The organism is Arthrobacter sp. TJ-266 (assembly GCF_058269115.1).
This window is the reverse complement of the sequence record NZ_JBZCNC010000003.1, coordinates 355215-381193: the sequence shown is the minus strand read 5'-3', so window position 1 is coordinate 381193 and position 25979 is coordinate 355215. Positions and strand designations below refer to the sequence as shown.

The 25979-nt window shown below is 69.9% G+C and carries 26 protein-coding genes and 1 tRNA gene; 15 read left to right on the top strand and 12 right to left on the bottom strand.

The window, feature by feature from the left end; all coding sequences use genetic code 11:
- Positions 1–66 precede the first annotated feature (66 nt).
- The 4 genes from AC4D12_RS10435 to AC4D12_RS10420 all read right to left on the bottom strand — a co-directional run bounded on the left by AC4D12_RS10435 (position 67) and on the right by AC4D12_RS10420 (position 2046).
- A complete protein-coding gene (locus AC4D12_RS10435) occupies positions 67–288 on the bottom strand; it encodes a hypothetical protein (protein ID WP_490949855.1) in 222 nt (73 codons plus the stop codon).
- A gap of 101 nt (positions 289–389) precedes the next feature.
- A complete protein-coding gene (locus AC4D12_RS10430; protein ID WP_490949854.1) occupies positions 390–1187 on the bottom strand; it encodes an SDR family oxidoreductase in 798 nt (265 codons plus the stop codon).
- A 103-nt stretch (positions 1188–1290) separates the two neighbouring features.
- Positions 1291–1755, bottom strand: a complete 465-nt coding sequence (locus tag AC4D12_RS10425) for an Hsp20/alpha crystallin family protein (protein ID WP_490950126.1) — start codon at positions 1753–1755, stop codon at positions 1291–1293.
- Positions 1756–1972: 217 nt separating this feature from the next.
- Positions 1973–2046, bottom strand: a tRNA-Val gene (locus AC4D12_RS10420).
- Positions 2047–2180: 134 nt separating this feature from the next.
- Between AC4D12_RS10420 and AC4D12_RS10415 the strand changes: the two genes are divergently transcribed.
- The 5 genes from AC4D12_RS10415 (at position 2181) to nhaA (ending at position 6865) form a co-directional block, all read left to right on the top strand.
- On the top strand, positions 2181–2432 hold the full coding sequence (locus AC4D12_RS10415; protein ID WP_490949853.1) for a DUF2630 family protein: 252 nt from the start codon (positions 2181–2183) through the stop codon (positions 2430–2432).
- Positions 2432–3100 (top strand): haloacid dehalogenase type II, encoded by a 669-nt coding sequence (locus AC4D12_RS10410; protein ID WP_490949852.1) that lies wholly within the window; start codon positions 2432–2434, stop codon positions 3098–3100. The genes AC4D12_RS10415 and AC4D12_RS10410 overlap by 1 nt, the downstream gene beginning before the upstream one ends.
- A 168-nt stretch (positions 3101–3268) precedes the next feature.
- Positions 3269–4684 carry a TrkH family potassium uptake protein gene (locus tag AC4D12_RS10405; RefSeq protein ID WP_490949851.1) on the top strand — a complete coding sequence of 472 codons (1416 nt, stop codon included), beginning with the start codon at positions 3269–3271 and terminating at the stop codon, positions 4682–4684.
- 7 nt (positions 4685–4691) lie between these two features.
- A complete protein-coding gene (locus AC4D12_RS10400; protein ID WP_490950125.1) occupies positions 4692–5375 on the top strand; it encodes a potassium channel family protein in 684 nt (227 codons plus the stop codon).
- Positions 5376–5476: 101 nt separating this feature from the next.
- Positions 5477–6865, top strand: a complete 1389-nt coding sequence (nhaA, locus tag AC4D12_RS10395; RefSeq protein ID WP_490949850.1) for a Na+/H+ antiporter NhaA — start codon at positions 5477–5479, stop codon at positions 6863–6865.
- A 69-nt stretch (positions 6866–6934) separates the two neighbouring features.
- Here the strand turns inward: nhaA and AC4D12_RS10390 are convergent, their stop codons facing one another.
- Both AC4D12_RS10390 and ku read right to left on the bottom strand, forming a co-directional pair.
- Positions 6935–7183, bottom strand: coding sequence for a hypothetical protein (locus tag AC4D12_RS10390; RefSeq protein ID WP_490949849.1), 249 nt, complete (start codon positions 7181–7183; stop codon positions 6935–6937).
- On the bottom strand, positions 7183–8022 hold the full coding sequence (ku, locus tag AC4D12_RS10385; RefSeq protein ID WP_490949848.1) for a non-homologous end joining protein Ku: 840 nt from the start codon (positions 8020–8022) through the stop codon (positions 7183–7185). The genes AC4D12_RS10390 and ku overlap by 1 nt, the downstream gene beginning before the upstream one ends.
- 58 nt (positions 8023–8080) lie before the next feature.
- Between ku and AC4D12_RS10380 the strand changes: the two genes are divergently transcribed.
- The 4 genes from AC4D12_RS10380 to AC4D12_RS10365 all read left to right on the top strand — a co-directional run bounded on the left by AC4D12_RS10380 (position 8081) and on the right by AC4D12_RS10365 (position 14171).
- Positions 8081–8575: an SRPBCC domain-containing protein gene (locus tag AC4D12_RS10380; RefSeq protein ID WP_490949847.1), complete on the top strand. Its 495-nt coding sequence runs from the start codon at positions 8081–8083 to the stop codon at positions 8573–8575.
- A gap of 93 nt (positions 8576–8668) precedes the next feature.
- Positions 8669–11233, top strand: coding sequence for an ATP-dependent DNA ligase (locus AC4D12_RS10375; protein WP_490949846.1), 2565 nt, complete (start codon positions 8669–8671; stop codon positions 11231–11233).
- Positions 11234–11284: 51 nt separating this feature from the next.
- Positions 11285–13672, top strand: coding sequence for a phosphoketolase family protein (locus AC4D12_RS10370; protein WP_490949845.1), 2388 nt, complete (start codon positions 11285–11287; stop codon positions 13670–13672).
- A 34-nt stretch (positions 13673–13706) separates the two neighbouring features.
- Positions 13707–14171, top strand: coding sequence for an SRPBCC family protein (locus AC4D12_RS10365; RefSeq protein ID WP_490949844.1), 465 nt, complete (start codon positions 13707–13709; stop codon positions 14169–14171).
- A gap of 82 nt (positions 14172–14253) precedes the next feature.
- On the opposite strand, the gene AC4D12_RS10360 is transcribed toward AC4D12_RS10365, so the two are convergent.
- Positions 14254–14970, bottom strand: coding sequence for a FadR/GntR family transcriptional regulator (locus AC4D12_RS10360; RefSeq protein ID WP_490950124.1), 717 nt, complete (start codon positions 14968–14970; stop codon positions 14254–14256).
- Positions 14971–15109: 139 nt separating this feature from the next.
- Here AC4D12_RS10360 and AC4D12_RS10355 point away from each other — a divergent pair, with 139 nt between their 5' ends.
- The 3 genes from AC4D12_RS10355 (at position 15110) to AC4D12_RS10345 (ending at position 19241) form a co-directional block, all read left to right on the top strand.
- Positions 15110–16474, top strand: a complete 1365-nt coding sequence (locus AC4D12_RS10355) for an SLC13 family permease (protein WP_490949843.1) — start codon at positions 15110–15112, stop codon at positions 16472–16474.
- Positions 16475–16536: 62 nt separating this feature from the next.
- Entirely contained in the window at positions 16537–17745 is a 1209-nt protein-coding gene (locus tag AC4D12_RS10350; RefSeq protein ID WP_490949842.1) for a CaiB/BaiF CoA transferase family protein, read from the top strand.
- The gene (locus tag AC4D12_RS10345) at positions 17742–19241 is read left to right on the top strand and encodes a carboxyl transferase domain-containing protein (RefSeq protein ID WP_490949841.1); all 1500 of its coding nucleotides are present in this window, start codon (positions 17742–17744) and stop codon (positions 19239–19241) included. The genes AC4D12_RS10350 and AC4D12_RS10345 overlap by 4 nt, the downstream gene beginning before the upstream one ends.
- Before the next feature lie 156 nt (positions 19242–19397).
- Here the strand turns inward: AC4D12_RS10345 and AC4D12_RS10340 are convergent, their stop codons facing one another.
- Positions 19398–20507 (bottom strand): GTP pyrophosphokinase, encoded by a 1110-nt coding sequence (locus tag AC4D12_RS10340; RefSeq protein ID WP_490949840.1) that lies wholly within the window; start codon positions 20505–20507, stop codon positions 19398–19400.
- Between the two features lie 65 nt (positions 20508–20572).
- Between AC4D12_RS10340 and AC4D12_RS10335 the strand changes: the two genes are divergently transcribed.
- Together AC4D12_RS10335 and AC4D12_RS10330 are read left to right on the top strand one after the other, a co-directional pair.
- Positions 20573–21454 carry an alpha/beta hydrolase family protein gene (locus AC4D12_RS10335; protein WP_490949839.1) on the top strand — a complete coding sequence of 294 codons (882 nt, stop codon included), beginning with the start codon at positions 20573–20575 and terminating at the stop codon, positions 21452–21454.
- 52 nt (positions 21455–21506) lie between these two features.
- Positions 21507–22025 (top strand): RES family NAD+ phosphorylase, encoded by a 519-nt coding sequence (locus AC4D12_RS10330; protein WP_490949838.1) that lies wholly within the window; start codon positions 21507–21509, stop codon positions 22023–22025.
- A gap of 15 nt (positions 22026–22040) precedes the next feature.
- Here AC4D12_RS10330 and AC4D12_RS10325 read toward each other — a convergent pair whose 3' ends face one another.
- The 4 genes from AC4D12_RS10325 to AC4D12_RS10310 form a co-directional block, all read right to left on the bottom strand.
- Positions 22041–22790, bottom strand: a complete 750-nt coding sequence (locus tag AC4D12_RS10325; protein WP_490949837.1) for a phosphotransferase — start codon at positions 22788–22790, stop codon at positions 22041–22043.
- A 93-nt stretch (positions 22791–22883) separates the two neighbouring features.
- Positions 22884–23663: an isocitrate lyase/PEP mutase family protein gene (locus AC4D12_RS10320; protein WP_490949836.1), complete on the bottom strand. Its 780-nt coding sequence runs from the start codon at positions 23661–23663 to the stop codon at positions 22884–22886.
- Positions 23660–24298 carry an alpha/beta hydrolase gene (locus AC4D12_RS10315; protein ID WP_490949835.1) on the bottom strand — a complete coding sequence of 213 codons (639 nt, stop codon included), beginning with the start codon at positions 24296–24298 and terminating at the stop codon, positions 23660–23662. The genes AC4D12_RS10320 and AC4D12_RS10315 overlap by 4 nt, the downstream gene beginning before the upstream one ends.
- A gap of 8 nt (positions 24299–24306) precedes the next feature.
- Complete coding sequence (locus AC4D12_RS10310) at positions 24307–25284, bottom strand: ring-cleaving dioxygenase (RefSeq protein ID WP_490949834.1); 978 nt, start codon at positions 25282–25284, stop codon at positions 24307–24309.
- Between the two features lie 158 nt (positions 25285–25442).
- Here AC4D12_RS10310 and AC4D12_RS10305 point away from each other — a divergent pair, with 158 nt between their 5' ends.
- Positions 25443–25901 (top strand): PGPGW domain-containing protein, encoded by a 459-nt coding sequence (locus AC4D12_RS10305; protein ID WP_490949833.1) that lies wholly within the window; start codon positions 25443–25445, stop codon positions 25899–25901.
- Positions 25902–25979 lie beyond the last annotated feature (78 nt).

Below are 25979 nucleotides of genomic sequence, written 5' to 3'. Positions count from 1 at the left end.
ACGAAGGGCGGGTCCCCTCGAGGGATCCGCCCTTCGTCATGTCGGGGCTCGTGCAGGGGCCCCGGCTCAGCCCCGGTGCACCCGGTATCCGTCGGCGCGGTGCACCAGGCGCCGCCCACCGCCGTCGTTGAGGTGGATCCACAGCACGGAGGCGTCGTCGCTGCGCATATCCAGCACCCCGCGGAGGTGCGTGCCGGCGGGATGCTGGAGCGTGATGCGCTCGCCCCGGCGGAAGCCGGACCAGTCCTGCTGGTCTGTATCGGTGGAAGTGGTGTGTGGAGCATCCATGGCGGGCCTTTCGAAGCAGCTGGAAGCGCCACGGTATCGGGACGGACTGAACGCCACGTGAACGGCTGCTGAAAGTTGTGCCCGATGTCACACCGGAGGGGTCAGAGCGTCCGCCAGTCGTTGCTCGTGAGGTGCGAGCCGGCCTGCGGCCCCATCAGGAGCATCCCGCCGTCCACGACGAACGAGGCGCCGTTGACGTAGCTCGATGCTCCGGAGGCGAGGAAGGCGACGACGTCCGCGATCTCCTCAGGCGCACCGGGCCGGCCGAGCGGGATGCCCGGGCGTTCCATGGTGTGCGGGTCCTGGTCGGCGGAATCGTTCATGGGCGTGTTGATCTCGCCCGGCAGGACGGCGTTAGCGGTGATGCCACGGTCCGCGAGCTCGAGGGCGATGGTGCGGATGAGGCCTCCCAGGCCGTGCTTCGAGGCGTCGTACGCGGCGGACCCCACGCGCGGCTGCTCCTGGTGCACGCTCGTCACCGCGATGATCCGGCCGCCCCGGCCGCCGTCGATCATGTGGCGGGCTGCCCGCTGGATGCACACGAAGGCGCCGTCGAGGTTGGCGCCGAGGGTTCCGCGCCACGTGTCCCAATCCGTCTCCATGAACAGCGTGCCGCCGTTGACGCCGGCGTTGTTGACGAAGACGTCCAGCCCGCCGAGCTCCCGGGCCAGCTGATCCACCACGTCACCGCAGGCGGGTGCGTCCGTGGTGTCGAGCCGCGCGACGGCGGCCCGCACGCCCTTCTCGCGGACGAGGCGCGCGGTCTCCTCCGCGCCCTCCTGGTCGGAGTGCCAGGTCACCCCCACGTTGCAGCCCGCTGCTGCGAGGGCGACGGCGGTGGCGCGGCCGATGCCGGAATCGGAACCGGTGACGATGGCTGAGGTGGGTGTGAAGTCCATGCCTTCATCCTTGGCGTCCGGCCCCCGACGTCGCAAGCCTTTTCCGGGGCCGGACGCAGCAGTACCCCCGGACGGGCGTCCGGGGGTACTGACGGGGTGGGGACTACGCCTCGACGGAGTGCTGCTGGGTCCCAGCGGGGGACTCGACGGTCGCGGTCTCGATGGGAGTGGAGGACTCCCCGCTCACGACCTCGATCTTGCGGGGCCTGGCTCGCTCGCTGACGGGGATGGTGACGCTGAGGACACCGTTTTCGTAGCGGGCCGAGATGCCTTCGGTGTCCACGCCCTGCCCGAGGTTGAGCTGGCGCAGGAACGAGCCGCTCTCGCGCTCGCGGGTCAGCCACTTCACGCCCTCCGCCCCGCGCAGGGTGCGCTCGGCGCGGATGGTCAGGAGCTGGCCGTCGACGTCGATGTCCACGGATCCGGGATCGATACCCGGGAGGTCGGCCGACAGGACGTAGTGGTCCTTCTCGCGGTAGAGGTCCATCGGCATGAGACGCAGCCCGGGACGGGGATCGAGGAGAGCGCCGGCGACGCGGTCAAGCTCACGGAACGGATCGAATTTCATGGCCACGGGAAACAACTCCTTCATAGGTTCCGCACGGTGTGCGGTAGTCGGTTCTTCGAGGTTGAGCGACCTCCGCTCAACTACGAAGATATTAGCACTCCCTATGGCCGACTGCTAAGAGATTTCCTGTTCACCGTCGACGAACACATCAGACGCAGGAAGGCCCGTACCGACGTGCGGTACGGGCCTTCCTGATGCTGTTCCCAGCAGGTGTTCGTGCCTGCGCGGGGCCTCGATCCCCGGGCCTTCCGCGTGTGAAGCGGATGCTCTACCAGACTGAGCTACACAGGCGGGTTGTTCCTGAACAGCTTAGGGCATCTCACCGGCCCGCCAAATTCGGGCGGGCCGACGCCGCTCCTAGCCAGCCTGGAAGGGCATCAGTAGCCTGAGCAGTAAGCCAGCTGACGACGACGAAGGACGGCACCATGGACGAGCACGACATCCTGCAGCGCATCCAGGCACTGGTGCAGGAGGAACACGACCTCCGCGACCAGCCCCAGGACGCGGGCGACGGCGAGGCCCACCAGGATCACGCCGTACGGCTCAAGAAGCTGGAGGAGGATCTCGACCAGTGCTGGGACCTGCTCCGCCAGCGCCGAGCCAAGGCCGACGCCGGAGAGAACCCCGCGGACGCCGGCGCCCGGCCCATCAGCCAGGTGGAGGGGTACCGCCAGTAGTGGCACCTCCCCTGATCCTCCTCGACGTCAACGAGACGCTCTCGGACATGGGCCGCATGGCGCAGCACGTCGAGGAGATCGGGGCGCCGCCCCACCTGGCGGCGCACTGGTTCTCCGCGGTGCTCCGCGACGGCTTCGCCCTGACCGTCCTCGGTGACAACACGGCCTTCCGCACGGTGGCCGAGGGCGCACTCCGGTCCGTCCTCGCGGACCAGCCCCTCAACCGCGGGCTCGACGACGCCGTCGCGCACGTCCTCGACGCGCTGCAGGCGCTCCCGCCGCACGACGACGTCGCCGACGGCATCCGCGACCTCGCGCAGGCCGGCCACGAGGTGGTGGCACTGACGAACGGCGCGGCCGCGACGGCGTCGGGCCTTCTTGAGCGGGCGGGCGTCCGCGACCTGGTGTCCGCCGTCCTGTCCGTCGAGGACGCCCCTCTCTGGAAGCCCGCACCCGAGGCGTACGCGTACGCGCTGGAGGAACGGGGGCGGGACGCGGACGACGCCGTGCTCGTCGCGGTGCATCCGTGGGACGTCGACGGCGCCTCCCGTGCCGGTCTCCGTACTGTCTGGCTCAACCGTGGCGGAGCGCCCTACCCGCCGGCCATGACGCGGCCCGACCACGAGGTCGCACGGCTCACCGACGTGGCCGGAGCCCTCCGGGCCTGACGCCCCGTCCTGCGCGTCCGCGGGGACGAAGCCGACGGCCCACAGCATCAAGAAGCCGTAAAGACACCCTCCAGGGCCGCGCCGCTCGGGTTGAATGGCCTCTGGCCCGGGGCCCCTCCCGTGATGCCGCCACAGCGTCATCCCACCGCCGGAGGTTCGAGCGTTCCCGTGAGGCCGAGCACAGACACCCCTCGGGAAGCGCAGGCCTCCGCCGTCGTCCGCGGGTTCCTCACGCGCTCCGCCGCCTGGGCCCGCCACCTGAGCCCCCGGCACCCGGCGCAGGTGATCGTCCTCGGGTTCGCCGCGGCCATCGCCGGCGGGACCGCGCTCCTGATGATCCCGACCGCGAAGGTGGGTGCCGGCAGCGCCACCCTCCTCGAGGCGCTCTTCACCGCGACGTCCGCCGTGTGCGTGACCGGGCTGATCGTCGTCGACACCCCCGTGTACTGGACCGGGCTCGGTCACGTGATCATCCTCGCGCTCATCCAGGTGGGCGGCTTCGGCATCATGGCCTTCGCATCCCTCCTCGGGGTGCTCCTGGCGCGGCGCATGGGCTTGCGCTCGCGGCTCTCGGCCGCAGCGGAGACGAAGAGCGCGGGCATCGGCGACGTGCGGACGGTGCTGCTCGGGGTCCTGCGCATCACCCTGATCGTCGAGTCGGTGACCGCCGTGCTGCTCGCGGCCCGGTTCGGGCTCGGGTACGGCCACGGGTTCTGGGAGGCCGTGTGGCTCGGCGTCTTCCACGCCGTCTCCGCCTTCAACAACGCGGGCTTCGCGCTCTTCAGCGACAACCTGATCGGGTACGCAGGGGATCCCTGGATCTGCCTGCCCATCTGCGCGGCGGTGATCATCGGCGGGCTCGGCTTCCCCGTGCTCTTCGAACTGCGCCGCCACTTCCGCTACCCCGCCAAGTGGCACATGACCACCAAGCTCGTGCTGAGCGGCACGGTGGTGCTGCTGCTGCTGGGGTCCGCGGCAATCACCGCCCTGGAGTGGAGCAACCCGGGCACGCTCGGAGCGTTGCGGCCCGGCGAGCGGATCCTCGCGGGCTTCTTCCAGTCCACGATGACCCGCACCGCCGGCTTCAACAGCGTGGATTTCGCCGCTCTGGACCCTGTCACGCTCCTGGTCATGGACGTCCTCATGTTCATCGGCGGCGGCCCGGCAGGCACCGCCGGCGGGCTGAAGATCACCACCTTCGGTGTGCTGTTCTTCATCCTCTACACCGAGATCAGCGGAGGCACCGCCGTGAACGTCTTCGGGAAGCGCCTCCCGCGCTCGGTGCACCGCCAGGCCATCTCGATCGTGCTGCTCGCCGTGGGCCTCGTCATCGGAGCCACCATGTTCCTGATGCTCATCACCGATTTCGGCCTCGACCGCATCCTGTTCGAGGTGATCTCCGCCTTCGGCACCGTCGGGCTGTCCACGGGCATCACCGCGGGCATCCCACCCGTGGGTCAGGTGGTGCTGATCCTCGTGATGTTCGCCGGACGCCTCGGCCCCGTGACGCTGGCCTCCGCACTGGCGCTCCGCTCCAAACCCCTCTACTACGAATTCCCGAAGGAAAGGCCGCTCATTGGCTAGGCAACGCATGTTCTCCTCCCGGCCCATCGAGGCGATCGCCGCCGCCGACTCCGTGGCGGTGATCGGCCTCGGGCGCTTCGGCGGGGCGCTCGCCCTCGAGCTCGAGGAGGCGGGTACGGAGGTCCTCGGGATCGACGCCGACGAGGACATCGTCCAGTCCTACAACGGGCGCCTGACGCACGTGGTCCGCGCGGACACCACGAAGGAGGAAGCGCTGCGCCAGCTCTCCCTGCCGGAGTTCGACCGCGTGGTGGTCGGCATCGGTTCCGATCTCGAGGCGAGCATCCTCACGACGTCGATCCTCTTGCGCTTCGAGCGGCCCACCATCTGGGCGAAGGCCATCAGCGAACCGCACGCACAGATCCTCGCGCAGCTCGGGGTGGAGCGCGTGATCCGGCCCGAACACGACATGGGCAAGCGCGTGGCGCACCTGGTACGCGGCACCATGCTCGATTACGTGGAGCTCGCGGACAACTTCGCGATGGTGAAGACGAGGCCGCCGAGGGAGTACTGGGACCGCGAGCTCGGGACCACGGGCCTGCGGGCGAAGTACGGCGTCACGGTAGTGGCCGTCAAGCGCAAGGGCGGCGAGTGGGACTACACGACTGCCCAGACCACGCTGTACGACGACGACGAGATCATCGTGGCCGGTCCGACCGGCAAGGCGGAGCACTTCAGCTCGGTGGTGTGACCCGGCCGAGCCCGAGGGCCTTCTGCGGGTACGCTGGAGGTTCTGGTGAGCCGGGAAGTCTGGTCGGCGCTCACTCGAGCATGCCCGACCGAAGGACGCACATGACAGATCACCCGGATGACCACAGGACCGGCTCGACGGTCTTCTCCCGCAGCAGCTACCGCGAGCACCTGCGCATCACCACCATCCTCCGCAAGGAGACGGTGGGTGGCGCACTGCTCCTCGTCGCGACCATCCTCGCCCTGATCCTCGCGAACAGTGCCGCCGCGGACACGTACTTCTCCGTCCGCGACTTCACCTTCGGCTACGAGCCCTGGCATCTGAACCTGAGCGTCGGCACGTGGGCGGCGGACGGACTGCTGGCCCTCTTCTTCTTCCTCGCCGGCCTCGAGCTCAAGCGCGAGTTCGTGGCCGGGGACCTCAGGAAGTTCGACCGCGCGGTGGTGCCGGTCGCAGCGGCGATCGGTGGCGTGATCGTCCCCGCCCTCATCTACGTGGCCATCACGCTCAGCGCCGGGCCGGATGCCCTCCGCGGCTGGGCCATCCCCACCGCGACGGACATCGCGTTCGCCGTCGCCGTCCTCGCCGTGGTGGGCTCCTCCCTGCCGAGCGCGCTGCGTATCTTCCTGCTCACCCTCGCCGTGGTGGACGACCTCCTGGCCATCATGATCATCGCGTTCTTCTACTCGGAGGACATCCAGGTCCCGCCGCTGCTCATCGCGCTGGCACCGCTGGCGCTCTACGCGTTCCTCGCGCAGAAGTTCCCCACGTTCTTCCAGCGGAAGTCCTGGTCGTCCTGGGTGATCCTGCTGCCGCTCGCCTTCGCCGTGTGGGCCCTGGTCCACGAATCCGGTGTGCACGCCACGGTGGCCGGCGTGCTGCTCGGCTTCACCATCCCCGTGCTGCCGAAGGGCGTCGACGCCGAGGTCTACGAGATCGGCGTCGAGGACGACGACGGCCCCACCCAGGCGCACGACGTCGCCCCCGACGGCCTCGCCGACACCCTCGAGCACCGGCTGCGGCCACTCTCCGCCGGGTTCGCCGTCCCCGTGTTCGCGTTCTTCTCGGCCGGGGTGGCCATCGGTGGCACCGAGGGACTCGTCAACGCCTTCACCGATCCGATCGCCATCGGCATCGTCGTGGCGCTCGTGCTCGGCAAGCCCATCGGCATCCTGCTCGCCACCGTGGCGGTCACGAAGACGACCAAGGCGGCACTCGATCCCGACCTCGCATGGGTGGACATCCTCGGGGTCGCCATGCTCGCCGGTGTCGGTTTCACCGTCTCGCTGCTCATCAGCGATCTCGCGTTCGGTCAGGGGACACCGGCCGACGACCACGCGAAGGTGGCCATCCTCGCCGGTTCGCTCATCGCGGCGCTCGCGGCCGCCGTCGTGCTCCGGACGCGCAACAAGCGCTACCGGGAGCTCGATGCGGAGGAGAAGGTCGACGCCGACAACGACGGCGTGCCGGACGTGTTCGAGGGGCGCTAGGCCGGGACCGAGCGACGACGCGGAGCCGGGGCGGGGTGGTGACCGCGCAGGGAGCGGCCCGGGTGCGGCTCAGGTGCGGCGGAACAGCCAGGACAGCGTGAGGGCGCCGGCGCTGCGCCGGAAGCCGCTCCGGCCCGAGACGACCTCGAGCGCCGCCCAGATCGCCAGACATGCCGCACTCGCGGTGCGCAGGCGCTGCCTGTTCGCCTCGTCGAGCGCCATGAAGGACGCGGCGCCGAGCAGGGCCCACCCGAGGATGGGGGCGTTCGGTGTCTGGACGATGGTCTGGCGGCCCAGGCTGTCGGTGAAGAAACCCATCAGGCCCCCTTCTTCTTGGAGGAGCCGGCATCCTTCGTGGCGCCGGCCTTCTTCTCACGGTTCTTCTCTACGCTGCGGCGCAGGGCCTCCATGAGGTCGAGGACGTTGTCGCCGTCGTCGTGCTCCTCGCCCTTGCCGAAGGTCTCCTCCGTGTCGATGGTGTCGCCCTTCTCGATCTTCGCGTCGATCAGGGTGCGGAGCTGCGCCTGGTACTCGTCGGTGAAGTTCTCGGGGTCGAAGTCGGTGGAGAAGGAGTCCACGAGGGCCGCCGACATCTGCTTCTCCTTCGCGGAGATCCGTACCTTCTCCTCGAGGGCGGGGAAGGAGGCCTCGCGCACCTCGTCGTCCCAGAGCAGGGTCTGCAGCATGAGGACGTCGCCGCGTACCCGCAGCGCGGCGAGGCGGCTCTTCTGGCGGAGCGAGAACTGGACGATCGCCGTGCGGTCGGTCTCCTGGAGGGTCCGCCGGAGCAGTACGTACGCCTTGGTGGAGGTGCTGTCCGGCTCGAGGTAGTACGCGCGGTCGTACATGATGGGGTCGATCTGGTCGCTCGGCACGAACTCGACGACGTCGATCTCGCGGCTCTTCTCCACCGGCAGCGACTTGAGGTCCTCGTCGGTGAGCACCACGGTGTGCTCGCCGTCGTCGTACGCCTTGTCGATGTTCTTGAAGTCCACGATCTCGCCGCAGATCTCGCAGCGGCGCTGGTAACGTATGCGGCCGCCGTCCTGGTCGTGCACCTGGTGGAGCGAGATGTCGTGGTCCTCCGTGGCGCTGTAGACCTTGACCGGCACGTTGACCAGCCCGAACGCGACGGCACCCTTCCAGATGGCTCTCATGGGTCAAGTGAACACCACGCCCGGTGGGCGGACCAGAGGCCTCCTCTAGACTTGCCCGGTGACTTCAGAGACCGTAGAACCCATCGTCAGCAGGACCACGAACGACGACGGCGGGACCGTGCTCCGCCTGGAGTTCCAGTTCGCCTTCCCGCCGGCGGTGCTGTGGAAGCACCTGACGGACGCCGACAAGCTGAAGTACTGGTTCCCGTGCGAGATGGAGTTCCAGCCGCGTCCCGGCGAGGAGATCCTCTTCACGTACGCCGACCAGAAGCCCCTGCGCGGCACCGTGCTGGAGGCGGAGCGGCCCTCACTGCTCGCCTACACGTGGGAGAAGGACGCCCTCCGCTGGGAGCTCGCACGGACCCCGGACAACGGCACGCAGCTGGTCCTGCTCCTCACGCCCGGGAGCGTGCGGCACTCGGCGACCATGGCCGCGGGATGGCACCTCACCATCGCCGGGCTCGACGACTTCCTGAACAAGCGCAACCTCGGGCAGGATCCATCCCTGTGGGACACCTACGTGGCCCGGTACCGGGAGCAGTTCGGGGTCTGACCCGGCTCGCGGCGGCTCGGCGGTCCCAGCTACCCGGCGGCCGCTGACAGATCCGTGCTGGACCGCCCGGGGCATCCGGTCAAGACTGGAGGAATGGCGCCCCCTCGCACGGCCACGCAGCAGACCGTCACCGTGGACGGCCGGACGCTGCGCCTGACGAACCTCGACAAGGTGCTCTACCCCGCCACGGGCACCACGAAGGCCGACGTCCTCGCGTACTACGCCGCGGTGGCGCCGCACCTGATCCTCCACGCGGGGCACCGGCCCGTGACCCGGAAGCGCTGGGTGCACGGCGTGGGGACGCCCGAGGAGCCGGGCCAGGTGTTCTTCCAGAAGAACATCGATGACAATGCCCCGGCCTGGGTGCCGCGGAACGGGATCCAGCACAAGGACCACGTCAACGTGTACCCGATGGTGGACGACCTCGGGACGCTCACCTGGCTGGGGCAGATCGCGGCGCTCGAGATTCACACGCCGCAGTGGCGCTTCGCGCCCGACGGCGGCAAGGGCAACGCGGACCGGCTGGTACTGGACCTCGACCCGGGGCCGGGTGCGGGGCTCGCCGAGTGCGCGGAGGTGGCCCTGCTGGCGCGGCCCATCCTGCAGGACATGGGGCTGGAGCCGTTCCCCGTCACCAGCGGCTCCAAGGGCATCCACCTCTACTGCGCGCTCGACGGGCGGCAGACCTCGGAGCAGGTGTCCGCCGTCGCCCACGAGCTGGCGCGCGCCCTGGAGGCCGACCACCCCGATCTCGCCGTGAGCGACATGAAGAAGGCCCTGCGGTCCGGCAAGGTCCTCGTGGACTGGAGCCAGAACAACGCGAACAAGACGACGGTGAGCCCCTACTCCCTGCGCGGCCGCTTCGAACCGACGGTCGCCGCACCGCGGACCTGGGACGAGATTGCGGAGGACGGCCTCGCGCAACTCGAGTACCACGCGGTGGTGGAGCGCATCGGCACATTGGGGGACATCCTCGCCCCGGCGACCCCACCCCTACCCGGGCCCGACGGCGGTACCGCTCCGCAGGACCGCCTCTCCACCTACCGGGCCATGCGTGATGCGGACCGGACCCCCGAGCCGGTGCCGGACGCCGTGGGTCCCACCGGCGGCAACAGCTTCGTGATCCAGGAGCACCACGCGCGGCGCCTGCACTACGACTTCCGGCTGGAGCGCGACGGCGTCCTCGTCTCCTGGGCCATCCCCAAGGGCCCGCCCATCACGCCGAACAAGAACAACCTCGCCGTGCAGACCGAGGACCACCCCCTCGACTACGGCAGCTTCGAGGGAACTATTCCCAAGGGGGAATACGGCGGCGGCGAGGTGACGATCTGGGACGCCGGCACCTACGAGGCGGAGAAGTGGCGTGAGGGCAAGGAGGTCATCTGCACCCTTCGCGGGAAGGCGGACGGCGGCCTGGCGCAGGGTGGCGCGGCGATCCGGCGGTTCGCCCTGATCAACACCGGGGGCGGACGCTCCGGCAAGAGCAACTGGCTGATCCACCTGATGAAGGAGCAGCCCGCGGAGGCGGAAGGCACAGGTTCACGGGAACCTGACGACACGGGAGGCGCACTCGTTCATGCCGATAGCGGAATGGATGGGGCAGAGGCACAGGCCGAGAGCGCCTCGCCGGCGTCCGAGGTATTCGGACGCACACCCGATCGGCGCCGGGCGGCAACCGGCAAGCGCGTCGCCGATGCGGTGCGCCCGATGCTGGCCACGCTCGCGCCCGGTGCCACCCTGCCCGATCCGGAGGACTGGGCGTACGAGATGAAGTGGGACGGCGTGCGCTGCATCGCCACGGTGCGCGACGGCGAGGTCACGCTCGCGAGCCGCAACGGCATCGATACCACGGGCACCTACCCCGAGCTCTCAGACCTGGCCGATCACGTGAGTGCTGACCGCGCCGTCCTCGACGGCGAGATCGTGGCGCTGGACGCGAGGGGGCGCCCCGACTTCGGGCTCCTGCAGACGCGGATGAAGCTCACCCACAGCTCCGAGATCGACGCCGCCCGGCGGGTGACCCCGGTGCGGCTGATGCTCTTCGACCTGCTGGACCTCGACGGCAACGACCTCACGGGCCTCCAGTATCGGCAGCGCCGGGAGCTCCTCGAGAGGGCGGTGGACCCCGCAGAGGACGGCCACGTGCAGGTGCCGCCCGCCCTCGACGCGACGCTCGAGGAAGCCGTGGAGGCGAGCAGGCAGCTCGGCCTCGAAGGCATCATGGCCAAGCGTCTGGCAAGTGACTACCAGCCCGGCGCCAGATCCTCCTCCTGGGTGAAGATCAAGCACGTGCACACGCAGGAGGTGGTGGTGGTGGGGTGGCGGCCGGGACGCGGCAACCGGTCCGCCACCATCGGGTCCCTGCTGGTGGCCGTGCCCGACGGCGTGGACCTCCGGTACGTGGGCCGCGTGGGGTCCGGGCTCACGGAGCGGGACCTCGCCGAGGCGGGTGCGCGCCTGAAGAAGCTCGCCCGGAAGACCGCGCCGCTGGCGGACGTGCCGAGCGCCGATGCGTCCGACGCCCACTGGGTGCGGCCGGCGCTCGTGGGAGAGGTGCAGTACAGCGAGCACACCGGGTCGGGGCGGCTGCGTCATCCGGTGTGGCGGGGATGGCGACCGGACAAGACACCGTCCGACGTCGTCGTCGAATTGGCGTGACCTGAGACAGAAGCCGTGACCGGAAACAGAAGAATCACCGAGGAGGCATACATGACAACGCTGGATGTTCAGGGGCTCGACGCCTGGTGGCGCGCGGCCAACTACCTGTCCGTGGGCCAGATCTATCTGCGGGACAACGCGCTGCTGACGCGCCCGCTCACGGGTGAGGACGTGAAGGCGCGGCTGCTCGGCCACTGGGGCACCACGCCCGGCCTCAACTTCATCTACACCCACCTCAACCGGGTGATCTCCGAGCGCCGTCAGGAGATGCTGTTCGTGACGGGGCCCGGCCACGGAGGTCCTGCGAACGTGGCCAATGCGTGGCTCGAGGGCACCTACTCCGAGGTGTACAGCCACATCGGCTCGGACGGCGCGGGCCTCAACGCGCTCTTCAAGCAGTTCAGCTATCCCGGCGGCATCCCCTCGCACGCGGCACCGGAGAGCCCCGGCTCCATCCACGAGGGCGGCGAGCTCGGCTACACCCTGGCGCACGCGTACGGCGCCGTGTTCGACAACCCGACGCTGATCGCCGCCGCGGTGGTGGGCGACGGCGAGGCCGAGACGGGGCCGCTGGCCACCAGCTGGCACTCCAACAGTTTCCTCGACCCGGCGGTGGACGGCGCCGTGCTGCCGATCCTGCACCTCAACGGCTACAAGATCGCGAACCCCACCGTGCTCGCGCGCATGCCCGAGGAGCAGCTGCGGCATCTCATGGAGGGCTACGGGTACGAGCCGCGTTTCGTGACCGTGCTCGATCCGTCCGCCACGGAGGAGGCCCACCGCGACTTCGCCGCGGCGCTCGACGACTGCGTGGACGGCATCCACGCGATCCAGGAGGCCGCGCGGACCTCAGCCGCCGGACCGGACGCCGCGGCGGCGCGCTGGCCCATGATCGTGCTGCGCTCGCCGAAGGGCTGGACAGGCCCCGCCACGGTGGACGGCAAGCAGACCGAGGGTACGTGGAGGTCGCACCAGGTGCCCCTCACCGACATCCACGGCGGGGGACCCGAGCACCTGCACCAGCTCGAGGAATGGATGCGCTCCTACGATCCGGCGTCGCTCTTCACCGAGGAGGGTTCGCTGCGCCCCGAGATCGCAGCGCTCGCGCCTGACGGCGACCTCCGGATGAGCGCGACGCCCTACGCCAACGGCGGGTGGCTGCTGCGCGATCTCGCGCTCCCCGCCTACGCGGACCACGCCGTCGAGGTGGCACGGCCCGGTTCCGAGAAGGTGAGCCCGATGATGACCGTGGGCGGCTACCTGCGCGATCTCATCGAGCTGAACCCGCACAACTTCCGCCTGTTCGGGCCGGACGAGACGGCGTCGAACCGGCTCTCCGCGGTGTACGAGGTGACGGACAAGGTGTGGCAGCCGCGCATCGAGGACGTCGACGAGCACCTCGCGCGCTCGGGTCGCGTGATGGAGGTGCTCAGCGAGCACCTCTGCCAGGGCTGGCTCGAGGGCTACCTGCTGACCGGCCGCCACGGCGTGTTCACCTGCTACGAGGCCTTCGTGCACATCGTCGACTCGATGTTCAACCAGTTCGCGAAGTGGCTCAAGGTGCACCGCACGCTCTCGTGGCGCCGGCCCATCTCCTCCTTCACCTACATGCTCTCCAGCCACGTGTGGCAGCAGGACCACAACGGGTTCTCGCACCAGGACCCGGGGTTCATCGACCACGTGGTGAACAAGAAGGCGGACATCATCAGGGTGTACCTGCCGCCGGACGCCAATACGATGCTCGCCGTGACCGAGCACTGCCTGCAGACCCGGGACACCGTCAACGTGATCGTCACCGGCAAGCAGCCCACGCCCACGTGGCTCGGACCCGAAGAGGCGTACCTCCACGTGAAGCGCGGTATAGGCATCTTCGACTTCGCGGGGTCGGAGGAGCCGGGAGTGGAGCCCGACGTCGTCCTCGGATGTGCGGGCGACGTGCCCACGCTGGAGGCGGTGGCCGCGGCCGGACTGCTGAGGGCCGCCGTGCCGGGCCTGAAGATCCGCGTGGTGAACGCGGTGGACCTCATGCGCCTGCAGGACAGCTCGGAGCACCCGCACGGCCTGTCCGCGCGTGACTTCGACACGTTGTTCACGACGTCGAAGCCCGTGGTGTTCGCGTACCACGGCTATCCGTGGCTCATCCACCGGTTGACCTACCGCCGCACCAACCACGCCAACCTGCATGTGCGAGGCTACAAGGAGGAAGGCACCACCACCACGCCGTTCGACATGGCGATGCTGAACCAGATCGACCGGTTCCAGCTCGCCATGGACGTGATCGATCGCGTGCCGACCCTCGGAGCCACGCAGGCGCGGTTCCGGCAGGACCTGCAGGACCAGCGGCAGCGCGCCTGGCAGTACACGCGCGACGCCGGCAAGGACATCGAGTCCATCACCGGCTGGACGCTCGACGAACCTTCGCCGGACGACGCGAAGTAAAACCCGTCGCCCACAACCAGAAGGAGAACGCCGTATGACAGAGTCACGCATTTCCTCCACCCGCACGATCGACGCCCCCGCGGCGGCGATCTTCCAGATCCTCTCGAACCCCGCGCGGCACGCGCAGCTGGACGGCTCGGGCATGGTGCAGTCGGACAGCAAGACCGACCGCATCACCGCCGTGGGCCAGAAGTTCACCATGAACCAGCAGTGGGACAAGATGGGCGGCGATTACCAGACGGACAACCACGTGGTGGGCTACGACGAGAACAAGCTCCTCGCGTGGAAGACCGCACCGGCCGGGCAGGAGCCCCCGGGGTGGGAGTGGGTGTGGCGCCTCGAGGCCTCAGGGTCAGAGGCCACCGAGGTCACGGTGACCTACGACTGGTCCGCCGTCACGGACAAGGAGATCCTGAAGATGATCACCTTCCCGGCCGTGCCCCAGGAGGCCCTGGACACGACGCTCGGCAACCTCGCCGCGCAGGCGTCCGAGGCGTAAACAGCACCAACGATCGGAAACGACGGCCGGCCCCCACGGGGGCCGGCCGTCGTCGTACGCGGGGTACGAACGACGACGCGGATCAGCCGGTGGAAGCCTCTTTCAGCAGCGCGACGTCCGAGACGAGTTCGATGTGCTGCTGCATGGCGGCGCCCGCAGCCTCCGGGTCCTGCGCGCGGATGGCCTCGGCGATGGAGCGGTGCGAGGTGAGGGACTGCTCGGGCCGGCCGGGCTGCGCGAGGGATTCGAGGCGGGTCTCCAACACCATCTCGCCGATGAACGCCATGAGCTGCGCCATGACGGTCGAGTGCGCGGCCGCGGTGACGGCCTGGTGGAAGAGCTCGTCGCCGTGCGCTCCGCGGTCGCCGTCCTCGATCTCCGCCCGCATGGTCTCGAGGGCGTGGTCGATCGCGGCGAGGTCGGCATCGGTGCGGCGTTCCGCGGCCAGCGCTGCGAGCTTCACCTCCAGCGTGCTCCTCGCCTCGACGATGTCCGGCAGGCGGCTCCGGTGCTCCCGAAGGCCTTTGATGACGCTGGCCACGCTGGCCCGGTGCCGGAGGACCGCACCCGTCCCGTGCTGCACGTCGATGACGCCGAGGACCTCCAGTGCCACCAGGGCCTGGGCGAGGGTGGCGCGGGAGACGCCCAGCCGCTCGGCGAGGTCCCGCTCGGCGGGAAGCAGATCGCCCGGCTGGAGCTTCGCCGCCTCGATGTAGCCGAGGAGCTGCTCGACGAGCTGTTCGTACAGGCGGGGGCGTGCGACACGGCCGAGCGGCGTCGGACTGGCGGCGTCGGTCATCCTGATCCCCTCGGGTAGATGTGGGCTCATGCTACCGGTGGAGTGTTGACACGCACACCGGGTCTCCTACAGGCTAGGCCAGTGATCCTGTTAGCCAGGTCACACCTTACCGTCATCCCATTCCCGCCGGAGGATCCTGATGTCCGCCCCACTCCTGTCGATCATCATCCTCGCGGCGATGTTCCTGATAGCCACCCTGCTCCCGATCAACATGGGCGCGCTCGCGTTCGTCGGCGCCTTCGTCCTCGGCGCCCTGGTGCTCGGGATGGACACCGACGACATCATCGCCGAGTTCCCCGGCGGCCTGTTCCTCACGCTGGTGGGCGTCACCTACCTGTTCGCGATCGCACAGAACAACGGGACCATCGACCTCCTCGTGCAGGGTGCCGTCAAACTCGTCCGCAACCGCGTGGCACTCATTCCCTGGGTGATGTTCCTGATCACCGCCGTCATCACCGCGGTCGGCGCGCTCGGCCCCGCCGCCGTGGCCATCATGGCTCCCGTGGCCCTCGGATTCGCCGCGCGGCACAAGATCTCCCCGCTGCTCATGGGCATGATGGTGGTCCACGGCGCCCAGGCGGGCGGCTTCTCGCCCATCGCCGTGTACGGCGTGATCGTGAACGACATCGTCGGCGAGTCCGGCTTCGAGTCGAGCCCCCTGGCGGTGTTCCTCTCCAGCTTCATCTTCAACTTCCTGATCGCCGTCGTCCTCTTCATCGTCCTCGGGGGGCGGAAGCTGATGAGCTCCCGCATGGGGCAGTTCGTCGAGGAGGCCGCGGAGGCCCGCTTCAACGCGAGCCCCGGCATGCGCAAGGCCGACGTCGCCTACAAGGGCACGGGCAGCGGCACCTACGGACCGCGCGATCCCGCGGGCGACGGCATCGTCGCCACCAAGTCACGCGAGGACCGCATCTCGCAGCCGGCCACGATCCTCGGCCTGATCGCGCTCGCCGTGATTGCCCTCGGCTTCAAGGTCGACGTCGGATTCGTCGCCATCACGATCGCCGTGATCCTCGCGCTCATCTCCCCGAAGGCCCAGAGCGGTGCGGTCAACAAGATCGCCTGGTCCACCGTGCTGCTCATCTGCGGCATGCTCACCTTCGTGGGCGTGCTCACGGAGGCCGGCACCATCACCTACGTGTCCGACGGCGTCGCCAGCCTCGGTGCGCCGCTGCTCGCCGCACTCCTCATCTGCTACATCGGCGCCGTGGTGTCGGCGTTCGCGTCCTCGACCGCCATCCTCGCGGCCCTGATTCCCCTCGCCATCCCGTTCCTCGAGACCGGTGCGGTGAGTGCCGTCGGCGTGGTCTGCGCACTTGCGGTGTCCTCGACCATCGTGGACGTCTCGCCGTTCTCGACGAACGGTGCGCTGGTGCTGGCGAACGCGCCGGAGGGTACCGACAAGGACCGCTTCTACAAGCAGATCCTCGGCTACGGCGCCATCGTTGTGGTGGCCGGACCGATCATCGCCTGGCTCGTCCTCGTGGTACCCGGCTGGCTCTAGACCGGCGAGCTCCCCACGCAGGCCCACGCAGACGCACCGACGATCCACCGCACGGAGGAACCATGACCGCCGAGACCACTTCCACCGCACAGGCCGGACCGCTCGCCGGTCGACTCGTCGTCGATCTCAGCCGCGCGCTCGCCGGACCGCACGCCGGCATGATGCTCGGGGATCTCGGTGCTCGCGTGATCAAGGTCGAGACGCCGGGCACGGGCGACGACACGCGCGGCTGGGGTCCGCCGTTCGTCGGCCCGGAGGAGGACCGCCAGTCCACCTATTTCCTGTCCTGCAACAGGAACAAGGAATCCATCGCGCTGGATCTCAAGAGCGACGACGGCAAGCAGGTCCTCACCGAGCTGCTGCGCCGCGCGGACGTCGTCGTCGAGAACTTCCGGCCGGGAGTCCTCGACCGGCTGGGCTTCTCGACGGAAGCCATGCACGCGCTCAACCCCGGGCTGGTGATCCTCTCCATCACGGGTTTCGGCCATGACGGGCCCGAGGCGAAGCGCAGCGGGTACGACCAGATCGTCCAGGGCGAGGCCGGCCTCATGTCCGTCACGGGCCCCGGCCCCGAGAATCCCCAGCGCGTCGGCGTGCCCATCGCCGATCTCCTCTCCGGCATGTACGGGGCGTACGGCGCCGTCGCCGCTCTGCTCGAGCGCGAGCAGACCGGCAAGGGCCAGGTGGTACGGACCTCCCTGCTCGCCGCCATCGTCGGTGTCCACGCCTTCCAGGGCACCCGCGCCACGGTCGCGGGCGAGGTCCCGCAGGCCCAGGGCAATCACCACCCGTCCATCGCGCCCTACGGGCTGTTCAACTGCCGCGGCGGGAAGGTGCAGATCAGCGTGGGCAGCGAGAAGCTCTGGGCCACGTTCTCCAGCACGTTCGGCATCGAGGGGCGGCCGGAGTTCGCCACGAACGCCGACCGCGTGGGGCACCGCGATGTCCTGATCGGTGTCATCGAGGACGCCTTCGCAGCTTTCGAGGCGGAGCCCTTGCTCGCCAAGCTCAACGAGGCCGGGATCCCCGCCGGCAAGGTGCGCTCGCTCGACGAGGTCTATGCGTGGGACCAGGTGCTCTCTCAGGGTCTGCTCCTGAACGTGCAGCACCCTGTCCTCGGCGAGATCGCACTGCCCGGTCCGCCGTTGCGCTTCTTCGACGGGGCGGTGGAGACCACGCAGACCACGCACGCCGCACCTCCGCTGCTCGACGGCGATGGGCCTGCCATCCGCGCGTGGCTCGCCGAGTCGCCCGGAGGGCCGGCGGCGTGACGGAACCGGCCCGGCACCTCACCGCCCGGGAGCTGATCGGCACGGTGCTCGACGCCGGCTCCTTCGCCTCCTGGGACGCCCCGGTCACCGACGTCGACGGGAGCGCGGGCTACGCGGACGAACTCCGACGGGCGCGCGAGAAGAGCGGCGCGGACGAGTCCGTCCTCACGGGTGAAGGCCTGATCCACGGCAGGCGGGTGGCCGTGATCGTCTCGGAGTTCACCTTCCTCGCCGGGTCCATCGGCAGCGCCGCGGCGCACCGCATCACCGCGGCCGTGCAGCGCGCGACGGCGGAGCGATTACCACTCCTGGCCGGTCCGGCGTCGGGCGGGACCCGCATGCAGGAGGGCACACCCGCCTTCCTGTCCATGGTGGACATCACTGGTGCCGTCCGGGCCCACCGTCAGGCCGGGCTGCCGTACCTCGTGTACCTGAGGCACCCGACCACCGGCGGGGTCATGGCGTCCTGGGGTTCCCTCGGCCACGTCACCGTCGCCGAACCCGGCGCCCTCCTCGGCTTCCTCGGCCCACGCGTGTACGAGGCGCTGTACGGCGAGGCCTTCCCCGAGGGCGTGCAGACGGCGGAGAACCTGTTCGAGCACGGCCTCATCGACGCCGTGGTGCCGCCGGAGCAACTCGCGGGCATCGTGGACAAGGCGCTCGCGGTCCTGCTCGCCGAGCCCTCGGGTCTCCCGGCGGAACCCGCAACGGCGTCGATGAGACCCGGAACGGGCGACGCGTGGTCGTCCATCCTCATCTCACGCAACCGGCGGCGGCCGGACCTCCGCCGCCTGCTCGCCCACGGCGCCGAGGACGTGCTGCCGCTCAACGGCACGGGCCAGGGGGAGAAGGACGCCGGGCTGCTGCTGGCCCTCGCGCGCTTCGGCGCCCAGCCGTGCATCGTCCTCGGCCATCAACGCCCGCGACGCCCCGGGGACGCCGTGATGGGCCCGGCGTCGCTGCGTGAGGCACGCCGGGGCATGAAGCTCGCGGAGGAGCTCGGCCTGCCGCTGCTCACCGTCATCGACACCACGGGCGCGGACCTCTCGCAGGCCGCCGAGGAAGGTGGTCTGGCCGGGGAGATCGCGCGGTCCCTGCACGACCTCATCGGGCTCGAATCGCCGTCCGTCTCCGTGCTGCTCGGTCAGGGCGCAGGGGGAGGGGCGCTGGCGCTGCTTCCGGCGGACAGGACCATCGCCGCGGACCACGCCTGGCTCTCGCCCCTGCCGCCCGAGGGCGCGAGCGCGATCGTGCACCGTTCCGTCGACCGCGCACCGGAGATGGCCGAGTCCCAGGGCGTGAAGATCGCCGCGCTCGTGGAGCGAGGCGTCGTGGACCACGTGGTCGACGAGCGGCCGGACGCCGCCGAGGAGGGCCGCGCCTTCTGTGAGCGGATGGCGACGGCGATCGAGTACGAGCTCGCGCGGGCCAAGGACCTGCCCGCGGCCGACCGCCTGAGCCGCCGCGCAGGGAAGTACCGCGCCGGCAGCAGCTGATCCACTGATCCGCGGTGTGACCTCCGACCGAGGTGTGCCGCGGTTCAGCCCTGCGGCGCCGACTGTGGCACCTGCGTTCACGACCGGGGCAGCAGCCGCAGCACCCGGGTTCGCGCATCTGGGTTCAGGACCGCGGGCACCAGCCGCTGGGAACGGTCAGCCCTCGGGGTGCTGCGCCCGGTAGATCTCCATCAGCCGACGCCGTCGCTGCAGGCTGTCCCGGCGAGGCGTGCTCTCGGCATCCGCGGCCTCGGCCGTCAGGTCGATGTGCCGCTCCCCGTAGTGCCACAGCAGCATGTCGTCGAGCAACCTGTCCGGACCCGGCGAGTATCGGTGGTCCAGGGCCTTGCGCACGGTGGTGATGGTGTCCGCCTGCAGGAGTGCGGCGAGCTGCTGCGTAGTCTTCAGCCCGTGCGCTGCGAGGAGCTCGGCGGCCCAGCCCCAGTTGTCGTCGGCCTTACGGTCCACGTGCGGCAGAAGCGTCTGCCACACGCGCCTGATCTGGTTCGGGGTGAGCGGCGCACTGCCCTCGCCCTCCTCGTCCCAGAACCCTGTGACGGTCTCGTACCGCTCGTGAAGCTCGGCGAACGCGGTCTCGACGGTCTCGAGCATGGCCGCCGTGCCCGTGAATTGCCGGTCGAAGTAGGGGTTCCACGCCTTCGGGTTGGAGGCCTTGAAACGGATGTCGTGCTCGATCTCGGACCAGGCGTGGGCGAGGACGGTGCGCACCTGCACCTCGAAGAGGTAGCTCCCGGCGGCTTTCGTGTCCGGGTCCACGGCCTGCTGGAAGGCCCTGACCACGTCGTTGTGGATGGTCCGCATGATCAGGTGGCGGCTCGAGTAGCCGTACGTGCCGGACTCGATGGAACCGATGTCCTTCTCCCGGTCGCCGCGGCAGTCGAACTCCTGGCGCTGACGCTTGAGCAGGTTCGCCGCGAGGTCCACCTCGTGCGGCAACGTGGTGATGATCCGGACGCCCACGAGGTCCGTGAGGTTGCGCATCGGGTCCGGGAACACGAGGACCGGCGGCGCTCCCACCTCGGGCGACGGCAGCGTGCGCGAGGCCTTGTCGCGGAAGGATTCCACCGACTTGGTCCGGGCCGTGACGAACAGCGGCTTGAGGTCCGTGCCCTCGAAGATCGCCGCGATGCTGTCGCGCATGGCGGCCGTGACGCGATCGAGTGCGGGCCGCACGCGCTCGAATTCACGGACGTGCGCCTCCACGGCAGGGCGCAGCCGCTCGTCGAGCTCGTCCCACGCACCCATGTGCGCACCCCTTTCCGTCGGTCGTGTCATCGTAGCCAGCCCGGGCGACGGTTACGCTGTCGCCTGTGAATCCCGTGGGCCGCCGTTCCGTCCTCGCCCTGCTGGCGGCTGCCGGCGCCGCAGTCCTCGCCGCGTGCGGCCTCCGCGCGGCCAGGCCCCCGAAGGTCGCCGCTCAGCGCTACGCCTATGGGCAGGATCCCAGCCAGTTCGCCGATCTCTACCTGCCGCCCGACGGCATCGAGGTGACCGGCATCGTCGTGGTGGTCCACGGCGGGTACTGGCGCTCGACCTACGGCGCCGAACTCGGCGAACCCCTCGCGCAGGACCTCGTGCACCGCGGCTACGCCTGCTGGAATCTCGAGTACCGGCGTGCCGGTAACGGCGGCGGCTGGCCGGCCACGTTCGACGACGTCGCAGCCGGTATCGACCACCTCGCCGTCGCGGCGCGGGAGCACGGCCTCGACGTGCGGTCGACGACGGCGCTCGGGCACTCCGCGGGCGGTCACCTCGCGGTCTGGGCGGCCGGCCGCCGGCGACTGCCTCCCGGCGCCCCGGGCGCGGGGGCACCCGCGGTGCCGCTCACCGCCGTCGTCAGCCAGGCCGGGGTGCTGAACCTCCGCGAGGCGCGGGAACTCGGACTGAGCGACGGCGCGGTGGAGAACCTTCTCGGGGAGCCGGACGACGCCGAGCGGTACGAGCTCGCCGACCCCATGACGGCGCTCCCGCTCGACGTCCCCGTTCACGCGGTGCACGGGGAAAGGGACACCACGGTGCCGATGAGCCAGTCGGAGAGTTACGTCGCCGCAGCGACGGCGGCGGGCGCGACCGCGGAACTCGTCACCGTGCCCGGCGACCACTTCGCGATCATCAGGCCGGGATCGAAGGCCTGGATACGGATCGTGGACCTGCTCGACGACATCCGCGGCGCTGCGGTGTCGGGCGCCTGAGCGAGAGTGACGGGCGGGGTGGCGGGCTGGTGACGGGCGAGGTGACGGAGCGGTGACGGAGTCGCGGCGCGAGGAACCGATCGTCGAGGTGACCGCGCCCCTGATGCGCACTGTTCGCGGGACATTCCATCGCGCCGTCGATCCCCGTCACCGCGAGGCAGCCCTCGCAGGATCCCGGGCCGCTGGGCGCTACTCGCCGCCGCACGCGCCGACGCTCTACCTCAGCTCGTCACCCGAGGGGGTGGCTGCCGCGATGATCGCGCACGCTGACGAGCGGAGCAGCAGCCTCGAGGTGCTGGGCTTCGAGGTGGACGCCGCTTCGATCGTCGATCTTCGCGACCACGAGGCCCTGCGGGACGTCGGCCTCGACCCGGCCGATGCTTCCGCGGACTGGCAGCGAGCGCTGGCGGCCGGGCTCACGCCGTCCTCGTGGAGGATCCGCGATGCGCTGGAGGCCCTGGGAGCGAACGGCGTAATCGACCCGTCGCGCAAGCGACCCGGGCTGTGGCACCTGACGCTGTTCTCCTGGAATGTGGAGGGCGGTCCCGTCGTCCGCCCTCGGACGCGATGAGGCCGTGACGGAAGATCAGGCGGTGAGCGCCCGTGCCCACACCTGCTCGTGGGTCCGCGCATACTCCGTCACCGCGTGCCAGTGGGCGCCGTGCCCGTCGGCGTACATCGACGCCCACGGCTCCTGCCCGGCATCGTGTGAGGACCTCAGCAGCTCGTACATCGCCGCCGCACGCTCGTGGAGGGTCTCCGGCAGGCGGTCGCGAAGGCGGTCGTCGGCGTCGTACCCGTCCACCAGCGCGCGCAGGTTCCGCGCAGCTGATCCGAGCGCTTCGGTGGGATCGGAGAGCGTGAATGCCTGAGCGGCGTAGGCGAGATCCCAGAGCCGCGTGCTCGGGGCGGCGGCGTCCCAGTCGATGAACGCCCATCTCTCGCCCATGACGAGGTTCCAGGGCGCGAGGTCGTTGTGGCAGACGAGCTCGGCGCCGGGGGACGGGATCGCCGTCGTCCACTGAGCGCCGACCGGCGGGACGAACGCGGCGCTCGCGTCATGGATGGCGCGCACCATCGCTCCCACGCGCTGCAACTCCGTGCGCGTCAGCGGAGCCGACCCGAGGGCGAGCCGTCCCGGCACGAACTCGATGACCTGGCGGCCCAGTTCGTCCCGGCCGAGGTGCGCGGGAACGTCGACGCCGGAGGATCGGACCGATTCCATGAAGGCGACGACGCTCGGCGTCGAGCGGGTCCATGCCTTCCGCACCGTGGCACCGACGCGCATCACGCTGCCGCTCGCGTTCCCGCCCGTCAGGCGCTCCTCCTCATCCACACCCCGATGCTAGCCACTGGGCTGCCGACGCCGGATGCACGACGACCCCGGCCCGCCCGAGAAGGGGCCGGCCGGGGTCGAGAGGAGGGTGGATCAGTTGAGCGGCAGAGTGCCCTCGGGCAGCTGGCCGTCGGCGAGCAGCTCGCGGGCCGAGTTCGCCAGGGCCGTGAGGGCCACGCGCTGCGTCCACGGACCATAGGAGATGCGCGCCACGCCCAGTTCCTGCAGGCGCGACGGCGCGAGGCTCCCCGGCACGTTGATGACGCTGAGGCGCTGCGGGCCGAATGCGCCCACGAGGGTGGTCACCGCGTGCTCGTCGAGCAGGCCGGGCACGAACACGTTCGTGGCTCCGAGATCGAGGTAGGCCTTGCCGCGCTCGACGGCGTCCGCGAGGACGTCCGCCGGGTCGCGGTCGCCGGCCTTCACGAAGGCGTCCGTCCGGGCGTTGAGCACGAAGTCGATGCCCTCCGCACGGCCGGCCTCGAGTACCGCCGTCATCTGCGCCACGGCGTCCGCGAGCGGCCGCATCTGGTCCTCGATGTTGGCGCCGACGATCCCCACGCCGATCGCTCGGCGCACGGTGTCACCGGGGTTGCCGTAGCCGGACTCGAGGTCGGCCGAGACAGGGAGGTCGGTGGCGGCAGCGATGCGCCCCACGGCGGTGATCATCTCCTCCACGGGGATGTTCTCGCCGTCCTCGTAGCCGAGCGACGCGGCGATCGAGTGGCTCGCCGTCGCGAGGGCGCGGGTGCCCGGGATGTCCGCGATGGTCTTCGCGCTGATGACGTCCCACACGTTGACCACCTGCAGGATCTCCGGGGCGGAGTGGAGCTGGGCGAGCGTGGTGGCCTTGGCGGCCAGTGTGTCTGTCATGTCGATACCTTTTCCGTGTGTGAGGTGATCCAGGCGGCAGCGGCGTCCACCTCGGTGGGGTGGATGCCGTGACCGCCCGCTCGGACGTTCCGGCTTACTTCGGCGCCGCGGCTCTCGAGGACCGAACCGAGCCGCACCACGCTCTCGAGCGGCGCCATGGCGTCGGCCTCGCCGTTGAAGAGTGCGATCGACGAACCGGCGAGGTCCGCCTCGACCGTCCTCCCCTCCAGCGGGTACATGCCGGAGAACGCGACGGCCGTCGGGAGGACGTCCGGGTGGAGGATGGCCGTCGCGAGACCGATGTTCGCGCCGTTCGAGAAGCCGACGGCGATGATCCTGCGCTCGCCGATGCCGTACCGCTCGCGGGCCCAGTCCACGAAGGCGGCCAGTTCACCCGCGCGCCGCACCACGTCGTCGACGTCGAACACGCCCTCGCCGAACCGGCGGAACCACCGGTTCATGCCGTGCTCCTGCACGGGCCCGCGCGGTGCCAGGTGGCCCGCGCCGGGCGCGAGGCGCTCGGCGAGCGGGACGAGGTCCTGCTCGGTGCCGCCCGTCCCGTGCAGCAGCAGCAGCACCGGGGTGCCGGGGGAGCCCGGCTCGAAGACGTGCGGCCAGTCGTGGGTCTCGCTCATGTCCGCTCCTACTTGACGAAGGCCTGGATGGCCGGGTTGTTCTCCCTGGGGAGTTCGATCTTCGCGACCGCGTGCGAGATGGCCTCGCGGTTCGGCTCGAGCCACGGCGGCAGCTTCAGCGAGCGGCCGAGTTCCAGCAGGGGCTCGTCGATGTCGAAGCCCGGGGTGTCCGTGGCGATCTCGAAGAGCGTGCCACCCGGCTCCCGGAAGTAGATGGAGGTGAAGTACTGGCGGTCGAGGATCGCCGTCACCCCGTAGCCGCGCTCGGCGAGCTCCTGGCGCCACTGCTCCTGCGTCTCCTGGTCGGGTACGCGGAAGGCGATGTGGTGCACGGTGCCGCCGGCCACGAGTCCGCGGTCACCGCGGGTGTCCGTGATGACGTCGACGACGGTGCCGGGCTCGCCCTCGTGCGTGCTGAGGCGGTAGCGACCGTCCTTCTCGGAGAGGAGGGTCATGCCGAGGTCGCGCGTCAGGGTCTCGAGCGTTCCGGTGGGGTCCTCGACCGTGAGGACGGACGAGTGCTGCCCGCGGACGGCGTACTCGGCGGGTACCGACGCGGAGTCCCACGGGTTCCGGGGGTCCGAGAGCGACGACGCCACGAGGTCGATCTGCAGGCCGTCGGGATCGCGCAGCGAGAGGCGCTCCTCCTCGGAGGAGGCGCGGGAGACGGTGGACTCGACGCCGAGTGCCTTGAAGTGTTCCTGCCACCAGCCGAGCGTGCCCTGCGGCACGGAGAACGCCGTCGTGGTCGACTGACCCGCGCCGATGCGCCCGCTGCGGATGCCCTGCCAGGGGAAGAAGGTCAGGAGCGAGCCGGGGCGGCCGGACTCGTCGCCGTAGTAGAGGTGATAGGTGCCGGGATCGTCGAAGTTGACGGTCTTCTTCACCAGGCGCAGCCCCAGGCCCTTGATGTAGAAGTCGATGTTCTTCTGCGGGTCCCCCGCGATCGCGGTGACGTGGTGGAGACCTTCGGTTCGTGCGGTCACTGTGTCCTCCTCGGATAGAGCCGGAAGATCAGCCGGCTTGTCCATGCAAACGCATGCATCACGATGATTGTTCCCGCTCCCACGGGGTGGTCCGGGAGGGCGGGTACGCAGTCTGCTGAGCGTCGTAAGTGCTCACCTTCCTATGTCATCCTGTGTTCATGGCAGCCAAGGAGCGGGTCCCGGGATGGGTACGCCGCGCCGTCATCGAAGTGGTCGGATGGTCGCTCGTGGTCCTCGGGATAGCTGCGCTGGTGCTCCCCGGTCCGGGACTCCTGATGCTCGCGGCGGGCCTCGCCGTCCTGTCGCGTCAGCACAACTGGGCACGCCGACACCTCAAGCCGCTCAAGGCCAGCGCCTTCCACGCCGCGGCGATCGGCGTCAAGACCATCCCCCGCATCGCCGTCAGCTGTGCGAGCGCTTTCGTGATCATGAGCCTCGGCGTGCTCTGGATCCTGCAGCCCGGCGTGCCCTCCTGGTGGTTCCTCGAGGACCGCTGGTGGCTCTTCGGTGGCGTGGGCGCGGGTATCAGCCTCGTGGTGTCCTCGCTGATCGCCCTCGTGCTCATCGTCTACAGCGTGCGGCGTTTCCGCGGACAGCCGGTCCCCGCGAAGCCTTAGCGGGCGTACGCGCGTGAGTCGAGGACCGGAGGGACGTTCGCCGATGGTGACGCGTGATGTCGGTCAGCGGCATGACCA

Excerpts from the sequence above, each read along its gene's own strand:
- AC4D12_RS10400 (WP_490950125.1), top strand. The coding sequence starts at position 4,692 with ATGTTCTCCTCCCGGCCCATCGAGGCGATCGCCGCCGCCGACTCCGTG.
- AC4D12_RS10425 (WP_490950126.1), bottom strand. The coding sequence starts at position 1,755 with ATGAAATTCGATCCGTTCCGTGAGCTTGACCGCGTCGCCGGCGCTCTC.
- AC4D12_RS10320 (WP_490949836.1), bottom strand. The coding sequence starts at position 23,663 with ATGACAGACACACTGGCCGCCAAGGCCACCACGCTCGCCCAGCTCCAC.
- AC4D12_RS10340 (WP_490949840.1), bottom strand. The coding sequence starts at position 20,507 with ATGGGTGCGTGGGACGAGCTCGACGAGCGGCTGCGCCCTGCCGTGGAG.
- ku (WP_490949848.1), bottom strand. The coding sequence starts at position 8,022 with ATGAGAGCCATCTGGAAGGGTGCCGTCGCGTTCGGGCTGGTCAACGTG.
- AC4D12_RS10390 (WP_490949849.1), bottom strand. The coding sequence starts at position 7,183 with ATGGGTTTCTTCACCGACAGCCTGGGCCGCCAGACCATCGTCCAGACA.
- AC4D12_RS10375 (WP_490949846.1), top strand. The coding sequence starts at position 8,669 with ATGGCGCCCCCTCGCACGGCCACGCAGCAGACCGTCACCGTGGACGGC.
- AC4D12_RS10350 (WP_490949842.1), top strand. The coding sequence starts at position 16,537 with ATGACCGCCGAGACCACTTCCACCGCACAGGCCGGACCGCTCGCCGGT.
- nhaA (WP_490949850.1), top strand. The coding sequence starts at position 5,477 with ATGACAGATCACCCGGATGACCACAGGACCGGCTCGACGGTCTTCTCC.
- AC4D12_RS10370 (WP_490949845.1), top strand. The coding sequence starts at position 11,285 with ATGACAACGCTGGATGTTCAGGGGCTCGACGCCTGGTGGCGCGCGGCC.
- AC4D12_RS10415 (WP_490949853.1), top strand. The coding sequence starts at position 2,181 with ATGGACGAGCACGACATCCTGCAGCGCATCCAGGCACTGGTGCAGGAG.
- AC4D12_RS10305 (WP_490949833.1), top strand. The coding sequence starts at position 25,443 with ATGGCAGCCAAGGAGCGGGTCCCGGGATGGGTACGCCGCGCCGTCATC.
- AC4D12_RS10430 (WP_490949854.1), bottom strand. The coding sequence starts at position 1,187 with ATGGACTTCACACCCACCTCAGCCATCGTCACCGGTTCCGATTCCGGC.
- AC4D12_RS10315 (WP_490949835.1), bottom strand. The coding sequence starts at position 24,298 with ATGAGCGAGACCCACGACTGGCCGCACGTCTTCGAGCCGGGCTCCCCC.
- AC4D12_RS10355 (WP_490949843.1), top strand. The coding sequence starts at position 15,110 with ATGTCCGCCCCACTCCTGTCGATCATCATCCTCGCGGCGATGTTCCTG.
- AC4D12_RS10365 (WP_490949844.1), top strand. The coding sequence starts at position 13,707 with ATGACAGAGTCACGCATTTCCTCCACCCGCACGATCGACGCCCCCGCG.
- AC4D12_RS10435 (WP_490949855.1), bottom strand. The coding sequence starts at position 288 with ATGGATGCTCCACACACCACTTCCACCGATACAGACCAGCAGGACTGG.
- AC4D12_RS10360 (WP_490950124.1), bottom strand. The coding sequence starts at position 14,970 with ATGACCGACGCCGCCAGTCCGACGCCGCTCGGCCGTGTCGCACGCCCC.